The sequence below is a fragment of the Embleya sp. NPDC001921 genome, assembly GCF_053594475.1.
The window spans coordinates 18,242-33,972 of the sequence record NZ_JBSFEO010000024.1; the positions used below are offsets into that span (position 1 = coordinate 18,242).

Sequence of the window (15,731 nt, forward strand, 5' to 3'; positions counted from 1 at the left end):
GTGCGGATGGGCGAGAAGACTGTTCCGATTCTGCCGTGCCGGACGATCCAACCCGTCGTCGACTTCTATGTGGCGCTCGGTTTCGAGACGACCTACCTCCAGAAGAGCCCCAATCCCTACGCCGTCGTCGAACGCGGTGACATCGAACTCCAGTTCTTCGGCTTGAAGCGGTACGAGCCTGCCGAGTCGTACAGCACGTGCTACATCCACACCGCGGACGTGGACGGACTGTACGAGGCGTTCCGGGCCGGCCTGAAGGCGACGTATGGACGGATCCCGACCCGCGGACTGCCGCGCATCGGGCCGCTGAAGGAAATGTCCTACGGGGTGCGGCAGTTCCTCGTCACCGATCCGGGCGGCAACTGCCTGCGCATCGGGCAGCCGACCAGCGGTGAACAACACCATCGGCCCGCCCCCGAGGAGACGTTCGCCCGGGCGCTGCACCATGCCTCGTTGTTCGCGGACTCCAAGGACGACCCGGCGGGTGCCGCCAGGATCATCGACCGGGTGCTGGACCTCGCGGACGAGCGGCCAACGCCCGCGCAACTGCTGCGCCTGCTCGTGCTGCGCGCGGATGTCGCCGGGCGCCTGGGGGACGAGGAGACCGCCACGGCCACGATCACGCGCGCCGTCGCGGTGCAACTCAGCCCCGAGGAACGCGAGTCCGCGCGGGACGAGCTCCGACGGTTGGCGGATCTCGGCGACCGGACGGTGCCGGAACCGCCGGACCCGTCCGGCTGAGCGCGGGCGGCCGGACCGCTCCGGGCGAGGGCGAGCCCGTCCGGCGCCGTCCGGCCGCGACCGCCTCAGGTGAGGCTCGACGCCGTTTGCCACATGGTGTAGGAGTATTCGCCGGTGCTGCTGATGCCGAAGGTGCCGAACCGGCCCTCGCTGGTCTGTACGCAGTACGGCTTGCGCATGTTCAGCTTGCCGAAGTCGGTGGTCCACGCGTCGGGTCGAACGGTGACGCAGTCGGACAGGGCCGGCTTGCCCTCGCCGGAGTAGTTCGCGTACACCGCGCCGTGTGCGCCGGAGGGGCCACTGAGCGTCACGTGCAGGTCCGTCCCCTTGCGTGAGCCGGACCGTTTGTCCGTGTCGAAGTCGAAGTCGGTGTACTTGCCGGCCGCCAGGACCCGGAACTTGCCCGAACTGCGCGCGGGTTGCTCCAGGCTGTCGACGACGGCGACGGTGGTGGGCGTGTCGGAGGCCGCGTCGATGGTGATCAGCTTCTTGCTGGGCTCGAAGGTCTGGATGGTCCGGCCGTTGGTGATCACGTGCACCTTGCCCGCGTAGGCGACCTTGTACCCGGTGTTCTGCACGGTGGCGCCGACCTTCCGCCGCACCACGATCGTCCAGTCGTTCTCGACGGCCTTGGTCCCCACCTGGGTCACGCCGCCTCCCGACCCGGTGGTGCCGGTCAGTTGGTCGAGGACGATCGGCCCGAGAACCGACACCGTGAGTTTCAGCGCCTGCTTGATCGTGATCGCGCCGCCCTGCGCCATCATGATGCGGGCGACCTCGACGGTCAGCGCGGGCGCCGCCTGTTGCACGACCACCCCGCAGGCGACCAGTGATCCCGCGACGGACCCCGCGCACAGGGTCTTGCCGAGGACGTTCGCGCGTGCCGTATTGACTGACATCCCGGTACCCCCACTGCTTCACCGCGACCGAAAACCGGCACGGCCCCCCAACGGTCACCGCGTCGCGCGCGGAACCGATCCCATTTCAGGCTAGGGCGCGCCGCCCTCGTGTGTGAGGGTTTCGGGCGGACGCCACGTCGGGTTCGCCGGGCGGGCGCGAGCCGACGAGCCGCCCGCCCGCCGAACCCCGGGGCGGGGCCAAGGGCTTGGGGTCCGGACTCGGGGTCAGAGCGTTCGGTCCGGACTTGGGTCAGGCCCGCCGGGGACCGAGCAACCGGACCGCGCGGTCGAACGCGGAGTCGCGATCGGCGGCGAACTCGGCGTCCGTGACGCTTACACGGCGTGATCGGCGGTGAGTAGCAATGAAAGTTGCTGATCGGCGGTCGGATTCGGGACCGAAGTACGTTGTGGCGAACGGTTGTTCGGTCGGGGCGGCGGGTCGTGGCGGATCGGGGCGGACGCGGTCGGCCCGCGCGTCGGGAGTATGCGCGGCCGACGCGGAGCGGTCACCGGGCGGCGTCGAGGCGTGCGCCCGCGGTCAGGGTCAGGAAGCGGTCGACGGCCGTCCGGGCGCGCCGGTCGAGGTCGGTGGGCGGGAGTTCGCCGAGCAGGACCCGGATCTGGCTGTCGGCGACGACCAGGCCGTAGAGGAGCCGGAAGGCGTCCTCGGGGTCGTCGATGGCCAGGATGCCGTCGGCGGACAGGTCGGCGAGGTAGCGGGCGACCATGGGTCCGGTGGTGTGCCGGCCCTGTTCGAGGAGCGTCTCGGCCAGTTCGGGCGCGGTGATCGCGGCGCGGTTGATGGCGACCGAGCGCGGCCCGAGCAGGAGCCGCAGCAGACCCGCGGCGAAGCCGGTCAGGGCCTCGCGCGGCGGGAGGTCCCGGGCGAGCGCGGTGGCGGCGCGGGCGTTGGTCTGCTCGGCCTGGTGCCGGATCAGCTCCGCGAAGAGGCCGCGCTTGTCGCCGAATCGGCTGTACAAGGTCTCCTTGGAGGCGCCGGCGCGGCGCGCGATGCCGAGCATGGTGGCGGCCGTGTAGCCCCGTTCGGACAGTTCGTCGAAGGCGGCCTCCAATATCGCGGTCCGGCGCCCCTCCTCTTCGCCCAGGCGCGGGCGACCCCTTCGGTTGCGGGGTTCGGGTTCGGCGCTCACTTGTTCGGCCCTTCGTTCGTGGCCTGTCGGTTCGGTTCCAGGTTCCGGTTCCGGCTTCCGGCTCGGCTTCCGGCGCCGTCTCGGTCTCGGTCTCGGTCTCGGTCTCGGTCTCGGTCTCGGTCTCGGTCTCGGTCTCGGTCTCGGTCTCGGGCGTTGACAAGAGTACCCGGCGGTTCGATTATTAATCGAACCTGGGAGTACGATTAATTGTCGGGAGACCACCATGCCCCGTGCCCTGCGAACGGGTCTGGGGGTCGCGCTCCTCGCCATGGGCGCGATCACCGGCTTCTTCTACGCCTACGAGGTGTCCGTCACGGGCGGCCTCGCGAAAGTGGACGACGACACCTACGTATCCGCGATGAAGGCGATCAACAGCGTCGTGCGCAACGGCCCGTTCGCGTTGTCGTTCTTCGGCGCGATCGGGTTCACGGCGGTGGCCCTGGGCCTGGCATGGGGCGTGCTCGGGCCGCGGGCGACGGCCGTTTGGCTGATCGGGGCGGCGCTCGTGGTCTATCTGATCGGCGGCTTCGGCATCACCATGACCCGCAGCGTGCCGCTCAACGAGGACCTCGCGGACGTCGCCGCCAACGCGTCCCCGGCCGAACTGACCTCGGCCAGGGCCGACTACGAGGACGACTGGAACCGCTGGAACACCGTGCGCACGATCGCCTCCGCGGCGGCCTTCGGCCTCCTGGCGACCGCGGCCGTCATCCTTCCGGCCCGACCCCGTCGGCAGGAGTGACCCGAACGCGGCGCCCGCCCCGGCTTCGACCCGCTCAACGCGCGCGTCGGGCCGGACTCGTCCCCAGGACCGCCATGGCCGCGTTGTGGCCGGGGATACCGCTCACGCCGCCGCCGCGGCGCGCGCCGGCTCCGCAGAGCAGGATTCGCTCGTGGGCCGTCTCGACGCCCCACGTGCCGTGCGTCTCGGCGTCCTGCGCGTACGGCCAGGACAGGTCCCGATGGAAGATGTGCCCCGCCGGCAGGCCGAGTTCGTGCTCCAGGTCGAGCGGCGTGCGGACCTCCAGACACGGGTTGCCGTCGCTGTCGCGCAGCAGGCAGTCCTCGATCGGTTCGGCCAGGACGCTGTCGACCGAGTCGAGCGTCGCGCGCAGTGCCTTCGCCCTGGCGCCGTCGTTGTCGTGGGCGAACAGGCGTCCGGGCATGTGCAGGCCGAACAGTGTCAGCGTGTGCGCGCCCGCCGCCTGGAGGCCCGGACCCAGGATGGAGGGGTCGGTGAGGGTATGGCAGTACATCTCGCCCGGCGGCAGGGTCGGCATCCCCCCGGTCGCGGCGCGGTCGTACGCCGCCGCGAGCTGCGCGTACCCCTCGTTGACGTGGAAGGTGCCCGCGAAGGCCCGGCGCGGGTCCGCGAGCGGGTCGCGCAGTCGCGGCAGCCGGGCCAGGACCATGTTGACCTTGAGCTGTGATCCCTCCGGCGCGGGCCCGTCCGGAGTGTCGCCGAGCAGACGGGCCAGCGTGTCGGGAGCGACGGCGGCCAGTACGTGCCCGCCCGTGACGCGATGGTCCCGGTCGCCGATCGTGTACCGCACCTCGCCGTCCGGATCCACGGCGGTCACCGAGGCCCCGGTGAGCAGCCGCGCGCCCGCGGCGCGGGTCGTGTCGGCGAGGCCCGAGGTGACGGCTCCCATGCCGCCGACCGGTACGTCCCAATCCCCCGTGCCACCGCCGATCACGTGATAGAGGAAGCAGCGGTTCTGCCGCAGCGCGGGGTCGTCCATCGGGGCGAACGTGCCGATCAGCGCGTCCGTCGCCAGCACGCCGCGCACCGTGTCGTCGGCGAACTCCGCCTCGATCAGGCCGGACAGGGGTTGCGCGAACAGTGCTTCCCACAGGCGTTCGTCGTCCACGAGCCGGCGGAATTCGGCCGCGGAGCGCAGCGGTTCGGTCAGGGTGGGAAACACCCGACGGGCCAGTCGCGCCGTGGCCGCGCCGAAGCGCTCCCACGCGTCGGCCTCGCGCGGGCCCGCGAAGCGGGTGAGTTCGGCGCGGGTGCGTTCGTGGTCCGCGGCGTCGACGAGCAGGCCGCGAGCGCCGAGCGGGGTGTACGAGCCGACCCGGCGTCGGCGCAGCGTGAGGGGCAGCCGCAGGTCGTCGACGATCTTGCGAGGCAGCAGACTGACCAGGTAGGAGTATCGCGACAGGCGCACGTCGACCCCGGGAAACGGCCGACAGGACACCGCCGCGCCGCCGACCTCGTCGAGCCGCTCCAGCACCAGCACCGAGCGGCCCGCCTGCGCCAGGTACGCGGCCGCGACCAGGCCGTTGTGCCCGCCCCCGACCACGACGACGTCGAAGCTCCCACCGTCACGCACCACGTACGCCTCCGGAATCGGCGATCTCGGCCTGCACGACAACCACGCACAGCAGCGTAGGGTCCGACGTCGCGGCCGGGTAGCGGGCGCGCGGTCGGGTCGGCGTCGGGGCGGGCGCGCCCGGACGGGGTCGGGGCCCTTGGTCGAGGCTTCGTGGTCCGGTCGAGGCTTGCTCCTCGCGTTCGTCCCCGTCCCCCCTCCCCGCCCTCGTCTCCGTGGCCGTCTTCTTCCTCGTCTTCGTCTTCGTACGGATGGACACACCTTCGACGTATCGCTCGTGCGCGGGTCCGAACCCCGTGGGCCCGGCCGCGGCGATACTGAGGGGCGCCACCGGGGAACCGGCCCACCCGTACTCGAAGAGGTTCCGTATGCAGGTCGATCTCGTTGTCCGCGAAGGATCCGTCGTCGACGGGAGCGGATCGCCCGCGTTCGACGGCGATGTCGCGATCGACGCCGGGCGGGTGGTCGCGATCGGGGATGTCGGCGGGACCCGGGGGCGCGACGAGATCGACGCGCGGGGCTGTGTGGTCTGCCCCGGCTTCGTCAACGTGCTGAGCCACGCCTACTTCACGCTTCAGACGGACCCCCGGGGCCTGTCGGACCTCTACCAGGGTGTCACCACGCAGGTCTTCGGCGAGGGCGTCTCGCTCGGTCCGGTGGCCGGCGTGATGACCGAGGGGATGATCGAGTTCGGCGCGGTCCCCGAGGGAGCCCGCCGCTCGTGGCCTCGGTTGCGGGAGTTCCTGGAGGACCTCGAGTCGCGCGGCGTCGGTCACAACGTGGCGAGCTTCGTCGGGGCGGACAATCTGCGGATGTCCGTCGCCGGGCTCGAGAATCGCCCGCTGAGCGACGACGACATCGGCAGCGCGTGCGCGCTCCTGGAGCAGGAGTTGGCGGACGGTGCGCTGGGGGTCGGCTCCGCGCTGATCTACCCGCCGGGCACCTACGCCGCCACGTCCGAACTCATCGCCTACGCACGTGTGTTGGCACGGTATGACGCGCTGTACATCTCGCACCTGCGGAACGAGGGCGATCGCCTCCTGGAAGGCGTCGAGGAACTCCTCGACATCGCCCGGGCCTCCGGTGCGCGCGCCGAGATCTATCACCTGAAGACCGCGGGCCGTGACAACTGGACCAAGATGCGCGAGGTCCTGAACCGGATCGAGTCGGCCCGGGCGGCCGGTGTCGACGTCACCGCCGACATCTACCCGTACGCGGCCGGCAGTACGGCCTTGGCGTTCGCCATCCCGCCGCCCTTCCACCTCGGTGGACCGGAGCGGCTCCGGGAGCGTCTCGGCGCTCCGCGGGAGCGGTCGGCGATCGCCGACGCGGTGCGCGACGGCGGTGACTGGGAGAGCCTGTGGCGGATGAGCGGCGGCGCCGAGGGCATCGTGATCCTGTCGCACCATCCGGACATCGGTGTCACGCCCGGATCCACCGTCGCGGAGATCGCGAAGGCCCGAGGCGACGTCGACCCGGTCACCACGCTGCTGGACATCGTCCTCGCCGCGCCGCACGCCGACGCGGCCTACTTCATCGGCAACGAGGACAACATCCGACTCGCCTTCGAGCGGGACTGGGTGTCGGTGGGCTCGGACTCGGACGCCCCGGCGGTCGACGAACGCTTCACCGACCATCCCGTGCATCCTCGGGCCTTCGGGACCTTCGCCCGGGTGCTGGGGCGCTACGCGCGCGACGAGGGGATCGTGACGCTGGAGCAGGCCGTCCGGCGGATGACGAGCCTGCCCGCGACGACGCTGCGCCTGCGGGACCGAGGGGCGCTGCGGGTCGGGGCACACGCCGACGTGGCGATCTTCTCGGCCGAGGACGTGCTGGACACGGCGACGTACGCGAATCCGGCAAGCTACGCCCGCGGCATGCGGCACGTCCTGGTGAACGGGACCGCCGCACTGCGCGACGGACGACCCACGGGCGCGTTGGCCGGTCGGGCACTGCGACGCGACGTGTCGTGATCACGATCCCCGGGGTACCACGGGTGCGCGGGACGATCCGCCGTCACCGTGCGACGTCGGACCACCGGGGCGTCAAAGCGGCGACCTCGTCGTTCGACAGTTCGATCCGGGCGACGGCGACGTCGGGTCGACGCGGTGCAGGTGATGGAGGTCGATCCGGGGGTACGGGTACAGCGCCTCGGCGATCAACTCCTCGCTGCGCAAGGCCCGTACGCGTCGGCCGTGTCGATCAGGCCGACGCCCAGCGGTACCGCGCGGCGCAGCGTGCGTACCGCTTCGGCGTGGTCCATCGGCGCGCCCCACCCCCGGTCCCGGCAACCGCATCGTGCCGAAGCCGAGCCGGACGACCGGCGGTTCACCCCCCAACAGCACCTCGCCGGCGGCTGCGGCCGGACGCTCGGTCACCTCGGACAAGAGACACCCCTCACCTGGTCCACCGGGAGATCCCACTACCGACCCGACACCGCCGTCGAGGCAATTACCGGAAACCCGGGCGCACCCGGCGCGCGGCTCGCCGGATTCCGCTGCGGGCGGACAACTTCGAAACACGGCGGGGGGCGGCCTACCATGAGGCATGGCCGAGACCGCCCCACCGCTTTCGCCCCGTGCCGCCGACGACAAGCGTTCGCCCCGTGCCGCCGACAACGGGCACCGCGCACCCGAGCCGCGGCGCGCCGCCGCGCCGAGCCGCGAGCCGTTGTGGCGGCACGCGCTCGGTGAGCAGCTTCGTTCGCTGCGCCACGATCGCGGCGAGACACTCGTCGAGACGGCGGGCCGCGCGGGTGTGTCGCCGCAATACCTCTCCGAGGTGGAGCGCGGCATCAAGGAGCCGTCGAGCGAGATGATCGCGGCCGTCGGCGGCGCCCTGGGGGTGGGCCTCGTCGATCTGACCCTCGCGGTCAGCGAGAACCTGAGGAGCACCCGCCCCGTGGGTCGTTCGACCCCGGTCTGCCATGCCGCCTTCGCGCTGGCGGCGTGACCGTACGCCGTCGGGGAGCCGGGACGCGCCGGTCGGGGCGCCTCAGCGCTCCTCGAGCACGACGTCGACGAGCCCGTACTCCTTCGCTCCCGTCGCGGTGAAGACCCGGTCGTGGTCGGTGTCCGCGCGCAGGGTGGCCGTGCTCTGACCGCTGTGCCGGGACAGGATGCGCTCGATGTCCGCGCGGACACGCACCACTTCGTCGGCCTGCAGGATCAGGTCCGGGATCGTGCCGCGTCCCTGCGCGGCGGGTTGATGGAGCACCACCCGCGCGTGGGGCAGGGCGGCGCGCTTGCCGGGTTCGCCCGCGGCGAGCAGGACCGCGCCCACCGCGACGGCCTGCCCCACGCATGTGGTGGCGACCTCCGAACGGATGTACCGCATGGTGTCGTACACCGCCAGCATGGCGCTGGGGTCGCCGCCCTCGCAGTTGATGTAGAACTGGATGTCGCGTTCGTGGTTGTCCGCCTCCAGGAACAACAACTGCGCCACGAGCGCGTTGGCCACGCCCGCGTCGATGCCCGTCCCCAGATAGATGACGCGCTCGGCGAGGAGGTGTGAGTACACGTCCATGATGCGTTCGCCGCGGGAGTCGCGGGTGATGACGTTCGGAATCGTGTAGGTGCTCATCGCGACACTCCCCGGAATCCGGCGTTCTGCGGGCTGCGGCGGGCACCGCGCGGTGCGACCTCGTGGAAGTCCTGCACGATCGCGTCGATGAAGCCGTAGTCGAGCGCTTCCCGGGCGGTGTACCAGCGGTCGTGCAGCGAGTCCTCGAAGATGCGCTCGACGGGCTGCCCGGTGTCCTGCGCGATGAGGCCGAGCACCGTGTCCCGGGTGTGCCGGAGGTCGTTGGCCTGCAACTCGACGTCGACGGCGGTCCCGGCGATCCCGGCGGAGCCCTGATGCATCAACACCCGGGAGTGCGGCAGCGCCCGGCGCTTGCCCGGTGTTCCCGCGGAGAGCAGGAACTGGCCCGCGCTGTAGGCGATTCCGAGCACCAGCGTGGACACGTCGCACGGGATGAGCCGCATGACGTCGCGGATCGCGAGCATCGAGGGCACCGAGCCACCGGGCGAGTGAATCCACAGCGCGATGTCCTCGGACGGGTCCTCCGCCGCCAGGTTGAGCAACTGCGTCGTGAGCAGCGTGCCGTTGTCGTCGTCCAACGGGCCGTCGAGGAGCAGGACGCGCTTGGCGTACAGCTCGTTTCGGGTGCGTTCGGGGAAAAGCTTCGTGTCATCGCTCATGCCTCCACCCTGGGCCGCGACGCACGGTGGTTCCAAGCCGATCTGCCCTGAGCGGATCCGCTGAGGGCTTATCCGCTCACAGCGGATCCGGGGGTGGATTGCCCGATCGTGCGGTCGGGCCGGGGAGTTGTCGACCGGGCTCGGCCGGCGGCCGAGGAGGGCCGCCGGATCGGGTGTTTCGCGCTGCCTCTAGCATCCGCACATGCTGATCTCGACGACGTACACCTACACGTGGCGGACCGGTGCCGCGGCGATGTTCGCGGCATACCGGAAGTGGGGCCGCCTGGGGTTGGTCGCGTTGCCTGCGGTCGCGGTCCTGGCCGTCTTCACGCAGGAGGGACTCATGCGCGTCTGGCTGTTCTTCTTCGTGCTCGCCCTGCTGTTCCTCCATGCCAGGCAGGTACGCGCGCTGATCAGGCAGGGCGTGATCGACATCGTGCTCGACGACGAGGGATTCACCCGCGAACGGCCCGGCGTGGGTACCACGAGCATGCTCTGGTCGGCCTCCCTGGGTGTGCGGCGAGAGTTCGGGCTGCTTGTGATCCGTACGACGCCGCGGTGCGTGACCGCCGTGCCCGAGAGTGCGTTCACCGCCGAACAACTCGCCCGGCTGGACGAGTTCATCCGCGAACGAGATGCCGCGACGGCGTCCACCCGGTAGTTGGAGGGGCGCTCGGGTCGACCGGCGGACGCCCGAGGGCAGTTGCGTTCGCGGGCGGCTCATGGGGGATCGCTCGGCGCGATCCTGGTCGGCATGGTCGCCGGCGTCCACCCCTCGATCCGCGCCTCCCGGCTGACCCGACCGAGGCACTGGCCGGCACGTGACCTCCCCCGTGACCGGGTCACGGCATCCGACCGGACCCCGTGACCCGGCGCGGGCGTCGCATCGCCCGCCGGGGGCACGGTCACACCCGGGCCCACCGGCGCAGCGTGGCGGTCGCGGCGGCGGCATCCGCGGGGGAGAGGGCCCCGATGGTCAGGCTGTGGCCGGCGTGCGGCGCGATCCGCACCTGCGTGTCCCGGCTGCCGGGCCCGGGCCGGAACGGCTCCGCGCGCGTGGGGTCGTTCTCGCCGTAGAGGAAGAGCATTTCGCTGCTCCGAGACCACACCCACCGGTCGATGTCGCGCATCGCCCCGGGCTGGAAGCGCAGCGGGATGTCGCGTGGTACGTAGCTGCGCACCTCCTGGATCCCGGGATGGCGCAGCAGGCCGTCGAGATGGGGCGTGGCGACCTGCGGGTATCCGAGTTGCGTGCCGAGTTGGTAGAAGTAGGGCTGGAAGAACTCGACGCTGCGGTCGGTGTAGACACTGAAGCGGGTGATCCCGTCGAGCCACGCGTACAACTCGTCGGAAGCCGCGGCCGGAGTGGGCACACCGGCGCACTTCGGCTCGCCCGCGTACATCCAGAACATCATCGGCAGGCGCAGGACCGCGAGTTCGAAGGCCTTGTCGACACTCCCGAGCGTGTCGAACGTTTCCCCGTTCGCCTGGGCCCACCGGCCATAGCGGGCCACCAATTCGTCGCGCCGCACGAGCGCTTCGCGTTGCGCATTCTGCAGCGCCGCCCGGCATTCGGGGGTGCCCACGGTGGCGAGGAACGCGTCGTACGCGCTGTCGTCACGGTCGTCGGTGTTGTTGGGCGCGGAGTAGACGACGCTGCCGTCGACGTCGTTGGGATAGAAGCGACGGTGGTAGACCGTGGTCATGCCGCCCTTGCTGCCACCGGTGGATATCCACGCACCCCGGTAGATGCCCTTCAACGCCTGGATCAGCCGATGGTGATCGCCTGCCGCCTGCCGGATGGTCAGGTTCGCCAGGTCGGCGGGCTCGGGCCGGGAGGTGCCGAAGTAGCGCTGTTCGGTGTAGATCTGGTTGCCGTCGAGCACGGTGGCCGGATCGGAGCGGAAGCCAGGCCCGGCACCGAGGTTGTATCCGCTGGTGTACAGGACCATCGGCCGCTCCACCGATCGGTGTTGCAGGCTCAGCCGCTGCTCGAAGGAGCCCCGCTCGGGGTGCTCGTGGTCGATCGGCTGGCGGTAGGTCAACTCGAAGTAGCGGATGCCCGGCGCGGCCGGCTTCTCGCCGCTCACCCGCATCCCCGGGATCGCCTCGATCCGGGCCCTGATGTCGGTCTCGGCCTGCCGTGTGTCGGCTTGCGGGGCACCTGCCGGCAGCGCCCCCGCCGGCGCCGCCGCGCCGGACCCCACCAGGCCGAGCACCACGGAGAACAGCGCGAGCGCCGCAAGCCTGCCTCGTGCGCGGCGGATCGAGCCGCCGCGCCCGGGTGGTGGTGCCACTCGGAGCCCGTCGCGGGCCGGGGCGTTCGGTGTGTTCGTCGTCGTTCTCGTCATGGGGCAAGCAAAGCCGGAGCCACCGGGTCGGCGGATCCCCGAGCCGGGGGAACGGCCTCCCCCGCCCGGGGGAGGCCGCCTCGGCGAGCAACCTGCCAGGATGTCATCCGGTGTCGTCCTGCCAGGCGGCGCGTATTCGCCCGCGTAGGCCGCCGGCGATCGGCGGCACGGCGCCGGGCCGGTACCGACTCGGCGCCGGCGCGACGACGCACCCGTGGCCTCGGGCCGAGGATCGATCACGACCGCCGGACGCCGGGCGCGGACCTCACGGGAGCAGCGTGAAGGGCGCCGTCGCGCGGACCTCGCCGTTGACGATGATTTCGAGGTCGCGGGGACCGGGGGGTTCGGCGCGCGTGGTGACCGGGCGGAACGAGTGCGACCTGGTGAGCGTGAAGGTGTCGTCGGCCGCTCGGGCGACGCGTTCGGCCAGGTGGAACACCCGGCGGGAACCGTCGCGGCGGACCGCGTACTTCAGCAGCAGCGGCCCGGGGCCCTCGGCCCGGACGGTGACGGTGAAGGGGATGCGGTCCCCGGTCGCGACGGTGTCCGCGACGGTGAGGGATTCCACCGTGCCGCTGCCGTGCGCCGCGCCGACGAGGCCGAGCGCCTCGGGATGCCCCGCGCGCAGCAGGCCCCGGGCGGCGTGTCGCACGACGCGGTCGGTGTGCGTGCCGCCTTGCGCGTGCCAGCGGCGGAGCAGGTCCAGGGCCGTGTCGGGGTGGTCCTTGGCGATGTCGTTGACATGGTTGGCGACCGAGCGGCGGACGTATTCGCTCGGGTCGTCGCGCAGCCGCTCGAGGATGGGGAGGGTCGGACCGGGGGACATCAGTCCGCGGACGCGCGCGCCCCAGGGAAGGCGCGGACGGGTGCCTTCGGAGGCGAGACGGCGCAGGTGTTCGTCGTCGGAGTCGGCCCAACCCCGGATGATCGCGAGCGCCGCGTCCTGATCGCGGTCGAGGTAGGGGCGGACCGCGAACTCGGCGGTCGCGAAGGGGGTGATCACGGCGAGCGTGGACATGGCCTCGTCGAGGTGGTCGACGCCCTGGACGGCGACGTAGTCGGTGGCGGGCCAACCGCTCCACATGTCCAGGCGGGTGTGCGCGGTCGCCGCGCGCAGGATCGGGGCGGCCTGCGGGAACGGCAGGTCGAGGGCCGCGTGCAGGGCTTGCGCCACGTGACCGACCCGGGCCTTGAGCTCCCGGCCGTCGAGCCCCGCGAGCGCACCGGCGACGAAGCGATCGCGGGGGAACGCGCCGTGCGCGGCGGCGACACCGTCGGCGAGGGTGGCGACGGAGGTCGCGTTGATCATGTCCTTGAGCGGTTGGGCCATACGGCCAACCCTCCCAGACGGGACCGACACCGCCCCCGCCTCCGACACCGCGTCCGACACAGACACGCCCCCGCCCCCGACACCGACGTCGCCCCCGCCCCCGACACCGGAGGCGATCGTGGTGACCGAAGCCGCCCGAGTGCCGGCGGCCGGCGTACGCCCGGGCGGACGTCAGCAGTCGCCGATCCCGCACCGCCGATCGAGACTCGGGGGTGGAAAGCCCGTCGGCCGACCCGGCGCCCACGGCGATCCCGGTGGTACCGACCGGCCCGCACCCCGACGCCGGAAGGGGATCGTCGTGAACGCCTCCGAGGACCCGCAGGACCAGGTCGAGCCCGAAGTGGGCCCCGAGCCCGGGGAGCCCGCGCGATTTCGGCCCTACCGGCACCCCGCCGCGGGCTGGGGCGCCGCCAGGAGTGTGGCCGGCCTCCTGCTGGGTGAGCGTGCCGTGGTGGACGGATCCCGGGCCGTCATGCGGATGAATCACGAGAACGGCGGCTTCGACTGCCCCGGGTGCGCGTGGCCGGACGACACCAAGGGCCTGCACCTGGACATCTGCGAGAACGGCATCAAGCACGTCACCTGGGAGATGACCCGCAAACGGGTCGGCCGCGAGTTCTTCGCCGCCCACACGGTGACCGAGTTGGAGCAGTGGAGCGACTTCGCGCTGGAGAACCAGGGCCGGCTGACCGAGCCGATGGTGTACGACCCCGCGTCGGACCACTACGTCCCCATCGGTTGGCAGGACGCCTTCGAACTGATCGGCCGGACCCTGCGCGAGCTCGACGACCCGAACCAGGCCGCCTACTACACCTCCGGCCGGCTCGGCAACGAGGCGACCTTCCTCTACCAGTTGATGGCCCGCGAGCTGGGCACGAACAACCTGCCGGACTGCTCCAACATGTGCCACGAGGCCAGCGGTCGCGCCCTCACGGCATCGCTGGGCACCGGCAAGGGCACCGCGGACCTCAAGGACTGGGAGAGTACGGACGCGCTGTTCATCATGGGCGTCAACGCCGCCTCCAACGCGCCCCGGATGCTCACGGCCCTCGCCGACGCGTACCGCCGCGGCGCCCGCATCGTGCACGTCAACCCGCTGGTGGAGGCCGCCGCGACCCGCACCATCGTGCCGCACGAGTTCGTCGACATGGCCCTGTTCAAGTCGACCAGGACCAGCACCCTGAACCTGCAACCGCGCATCGGTGGCGACATGGCGCTGCTGCGCGGCATGGCCAAGGCCATCCTGGAGCGGGCTCCCGGTGATCCCGAGGCGCTGGACCGGGTGTTCATCGAGCGGCACACCGAGGGCTTCGACGAATACCGCGCGCTGTGCGCGAGCACGCCGTGGGCGGAGATCGAACGCCAGAGCGGGCTCGGTCGCGCCGACATCCTCGAGGCGGCACGCGTGTACCGCGAGGCCGACCGGAGCATCTTCAGTTGGTGCCTGGGCATCACGCAGCACGAACACGGCGTCGACACCGTCCGGGAGATCGTCAACGTGCTGCTGCTGCGCGGGAACCTGGGACGGGAGGGCGCGGGTCCCTCACCGGTGCGCGGACACAGCAACGTCCAGGGCAACCGCACCTGTGGCATCGACCACCGTCCCGCCGACGCCTTCCTGGACCGCCTCGCCGAGGCCTGCCGCATCCGGCCGCCGCGCGAGCCCGGCCTGGACACCGTCTCCACCATCGAGGCCATGCACGACGGTCGGGTGAAGGTGTTCGTCGGCATGGGCGGCAACTTCGCCCTCGCCGCCCCCGACACCCCGTACACCCAGGCCGGCCTGCGAGCCTGCGAACTCACCGCGCACGTCAGCACCAAGCTCAACCGCAGCCACGTCGTCCACGGCCGCCGGGCCCTGATCCTGCCGTGCCTGGGCCGCACCGAGAAGGACCACCGGCGCGGCGGCATCCAGAGCACCTCGGTCGAGGACTCGATGAGCATGGTCCATCTGTCCGTCGGCATGAAGAAGCCCGCGTCCGCGCACCTGCTCTCGGAGCCCGCGATCATCGCGGGCATGGCCCGGGCCGCCCTCCCGCACAGCGAGACGCCGTGGGAGTGGTACGTCGAGGACTACGACCGCATCCGCGACACCATGGCCCGAGCCCTGGACGGCTTCGAGGACTTCAACCGCCGGGTGCGGCTGCCGCTCGGGTTCCGGATCAAGCAGCCCGCCCGCGAACTGGTCTTCCTGACCCCCTCGGGACGCGCGGAGTTCTCCGCCGCCCCGCTGCCCGACGTCGTCCCCGCCCCCGGCACCCTGGCCCTGGGCACCATGCGCTCCCACGATCAGTGGAACACCACGATCTACTCCGACAACGACCGCTACCGCGGCATCGAGAACCTGCGCACCCTCGTCTTCATGAACGGGGACGACATGCGCGAGCGCGGCGTCCGGGAGTTCGACCCGGTCGACATCACCAGTACCGCCAAGGACGGCAACACCCGCGCCCTGCACGGCTATCTCGCCGTTCCCTACGACATCCCCCGCGGCTGCGCGGCCGGCTACATGCCCGAGATGAACGTGCTGTGCGCGATCGGCGACTACAGCACACAGAGCGACCAGCCGATCATGAAGCACCTCAAGGTCACCATCACCCGAGCAGCGGACGTCCCGGACGCCGCAGGCCACCCGCACGCCGCGGCCCGTTGACCGGCCGACCCCTCGGGACTTTCTCGGCCGATCATGGGAAGCACCGGCCGCGCCGCTGCCGCCGCGTG

At 71.5% G+C, this 15,731-nt stretch carries 14 protein-coding genes; 6 read left to right on the top strand and 8 right to left on the bottom strand.

What is annotated here, in order from left to right:
• Positions 1 to 6 precede the first annotated feature (6 nt).
• Positions 7 to 741, top strand: a complete 735-nt coding sequence (locus tag ACWCPW_RS26450) for a VOC family protein (RefSeq protein WP_449764072.1) — start codon at positions 7 to 9, stop codon at positions 739 to 741.
• A gap of 65 nt (positions 742 to 806) precedes the next feature.
• Here ACWCPW_RS26450 and ACWCPW_RS26455 read toward each other — a convergent pair whose 3' ends face one another.
• Positions 807 to 1,640 (bottom strand): hypothetical protein, encoded by an 834-nt coding sequence (locus ACWCPW_RS26455; protein ID WP_449764073.1) that lies wholly within the window; start codon positions 1,638 to 1,640, stop codon positions 807 to 809.
• A gap of 506 nt (positions 1,641 to 2,146) precedes the next feature.
• Positions 2,147 to 2,791: a TetR/AcrR family transcriptional regulator gene (locus ACWCPW_RS26460; protein ID WP_449764074.1), complete on the bottom strand. Its 645-nt coding sequence runs from the start codon at positions 2,789 to 2,791 to the stop codon at positions 2,147 to 2,149.
• Between the two features lie 223 nt (positions 2,792 to 3,014).
• Here ACWCPW_RS26460 and ACWCPW_RS26465 point away from each other — a divergent pair, with 223 nt between their 5' ends.
• Positions 3,015 to 3,533, top strand: a complete 519-nt coding sequence (locus ACWCPW_RS26465) for an anthrone oxygenase family protein (RefSeq protein ID WP_449764075.1) — start codon at positions 3,015 to 3,017, stop codon at positions 3,531 to 3,533.
• A 34-nt stretch (positions 3,534 to 3,567) separates the two neighbouring features.
• Here the strand turns inward: ACWCPW_RS26465 and ACWCPW_RS26470 are convergent, their stop codons facing one another.
• On the bottom strand, positions 3,568 to 5,127 hold the full coding sequence (locus ACWCPW_RS26470; protein WP_449764196.1) for a phytoene desaturase family protein: 1,560 nt from the start codon (positions 5,125 to 5,127) through the stop codon (positions 3,568 to 3,570).
• Positions 5,128 to 5,495: 368 nt separating this feature from the next.
• Here ACWCPW_RS26470 and ACWCPW_RS26475 point away from each other — a divergent pair, with 368 nt between their 5' ends.
• The gene (locus ACWCPW_RS26475) at positions 5,496 to 7,100 is read left to right on the top strand and encodes an N-acyl-D-amino-acid deacylase family protein (protein ID WP_449764076.1); all 1,605 of its coding nucleotides are present in this window, start codon (positions 5,496 to 5,498) and stop codon (positions 7,098 to 7,100) included.
• A 185-nt stretch (positions 7,101 to 7,285) separates the two neighbouring features.
• On the opposite strand, the gene ACWCPW_RS26480 is transcribed toward ACWCPW_RS26475, so the two are convergent.
• Positions 7,286 to 7,390 carry a hypothetical protein gene (locus ACWCPW_RS26480; RefSeq protein WP_449764077.1) on the bottom strand — a complete coding sequence of 35 codons (105 nt, stop codon included), beginning with the start codon at positions 7,388 to 7,390 and terminating at the stop codon, positions 7,286 to 7,288.
• Positions 7,391 to 7,674: 284 nt separating this feature from the next.
• On the opposite strand from ACWCPW_RS26480, the gene ACWCPW_RS26485 reads away from it, so the two are divergent.
• Positions 7,675 to 8,079, top strand: coding sequence for a helix-turn-helix domain-containing protein (locus tag ACWCPW_RS26485; RefSeq protein WP_449764078.1), 405 nt, complete (start codon positions 7,675 to 7,677; stop codon positions 8,077 to 8,079).
• Between the two features lie 42 nt (positions 8,080 to 8,121).
• Here ACWCPW_RS26485 and ACWCPW_RS26490 read toward each other — a convergent pair whose 3' ends face one another.
• The gene (locus ACWCPW_RS26490; RefSeq protein ID WP_331770318.1) at positions 8,122 to 8,709 is read right to left on the bottom strand and encodes a ClpP family protease; all 588 of its coding nucleotides are present in this window, start codon (positions 8,707 to 8,709) and stop codon (positions 8,122 to 8,124) included.
• On the bottom strand, positions 8,706 to 9,329 hold the full coding sequence (locus tag ACWCPW_RS26495; protein WP_449764079.1) for a ClpP family protease: 624 nt from the start codon (positions 9,327 to 9,329) through the stop codon (positions 8,706 to 8,708). Before ACWCPW_RS26495 ends, ACWCPW_RS26490 begins: the two co-directional genes overlap by 4 nt.
• 202 nt (positions 9,330 to 9,531) lie before the next feature.
• Here ACWCPW_RS26495 and ACWCPW_RS26500 point away from each other — a divergent pair, with 202 nt between their 5' ends.
• A complete protein-coding gene (locus tag ACWCPW_RS26500; protein ID WP_449764080.1) occupies positions 9,532 to 9,990 on the top strand; it encodes a YcxB family protein in 459 nt (152 codons plus the stop codon).
• Between the two features lie 244 nt (positions 9,991 to 10,234).
• Here the strand turns inward: ACWCPW_RS26500 and ACWCPW_RS26505 are convergent, their stop codons facing one another.
• Both ACWCPW_RS26505 and ACWCPW_RS26510 read right to left on the bottom strand, forming a co-directional pair.
• Positions 10,235 to 11,680: a S28 family serine protease gene (locus ACWCPW_RS26505; protein WP_449764081.1), complete on the bottom strand. Its 1,446-nt coding sequence runs from the start codon at positions 11,678 to 11,680 to the stop codon at positions 10,235 to 10,237.
• A gap of 265 nt (positions 11,681 to 11,945) precedes the next feature.
• Complete coding sequence (locus tag ACWCPW_RS26510; RefSeq protein ID WP_449764082.1) at positions 11,946 to 13,010, bottom strand: DNA alkylation repair protein; 1,065 nt, start codon at positions 13,008 to 13,010, stop codon at positions 11,946 to 11,948.
• 298 nt (positions 13,011 to 13,308) lie between these two features.
• Here ACWCPW_RS26510 and ACWCPW_RS26515 point away from each other — a divergent pair, with 298 nt between their 5' ends.
• Positions 13,309 to 15,663, top strand: a complete 2,355-nt coding sequence (locus tag ACWCPW_RS26515; RefSeq protein ID WP_449764083.1) for an FdhF/YdeP family oxidoreductase — start codon at positions 13,309 to 13,311, stop codon at positions 15,661 to 15,663.
• Positions 15,664 to 15,731 lie beyond the last annotated feature (68 nt).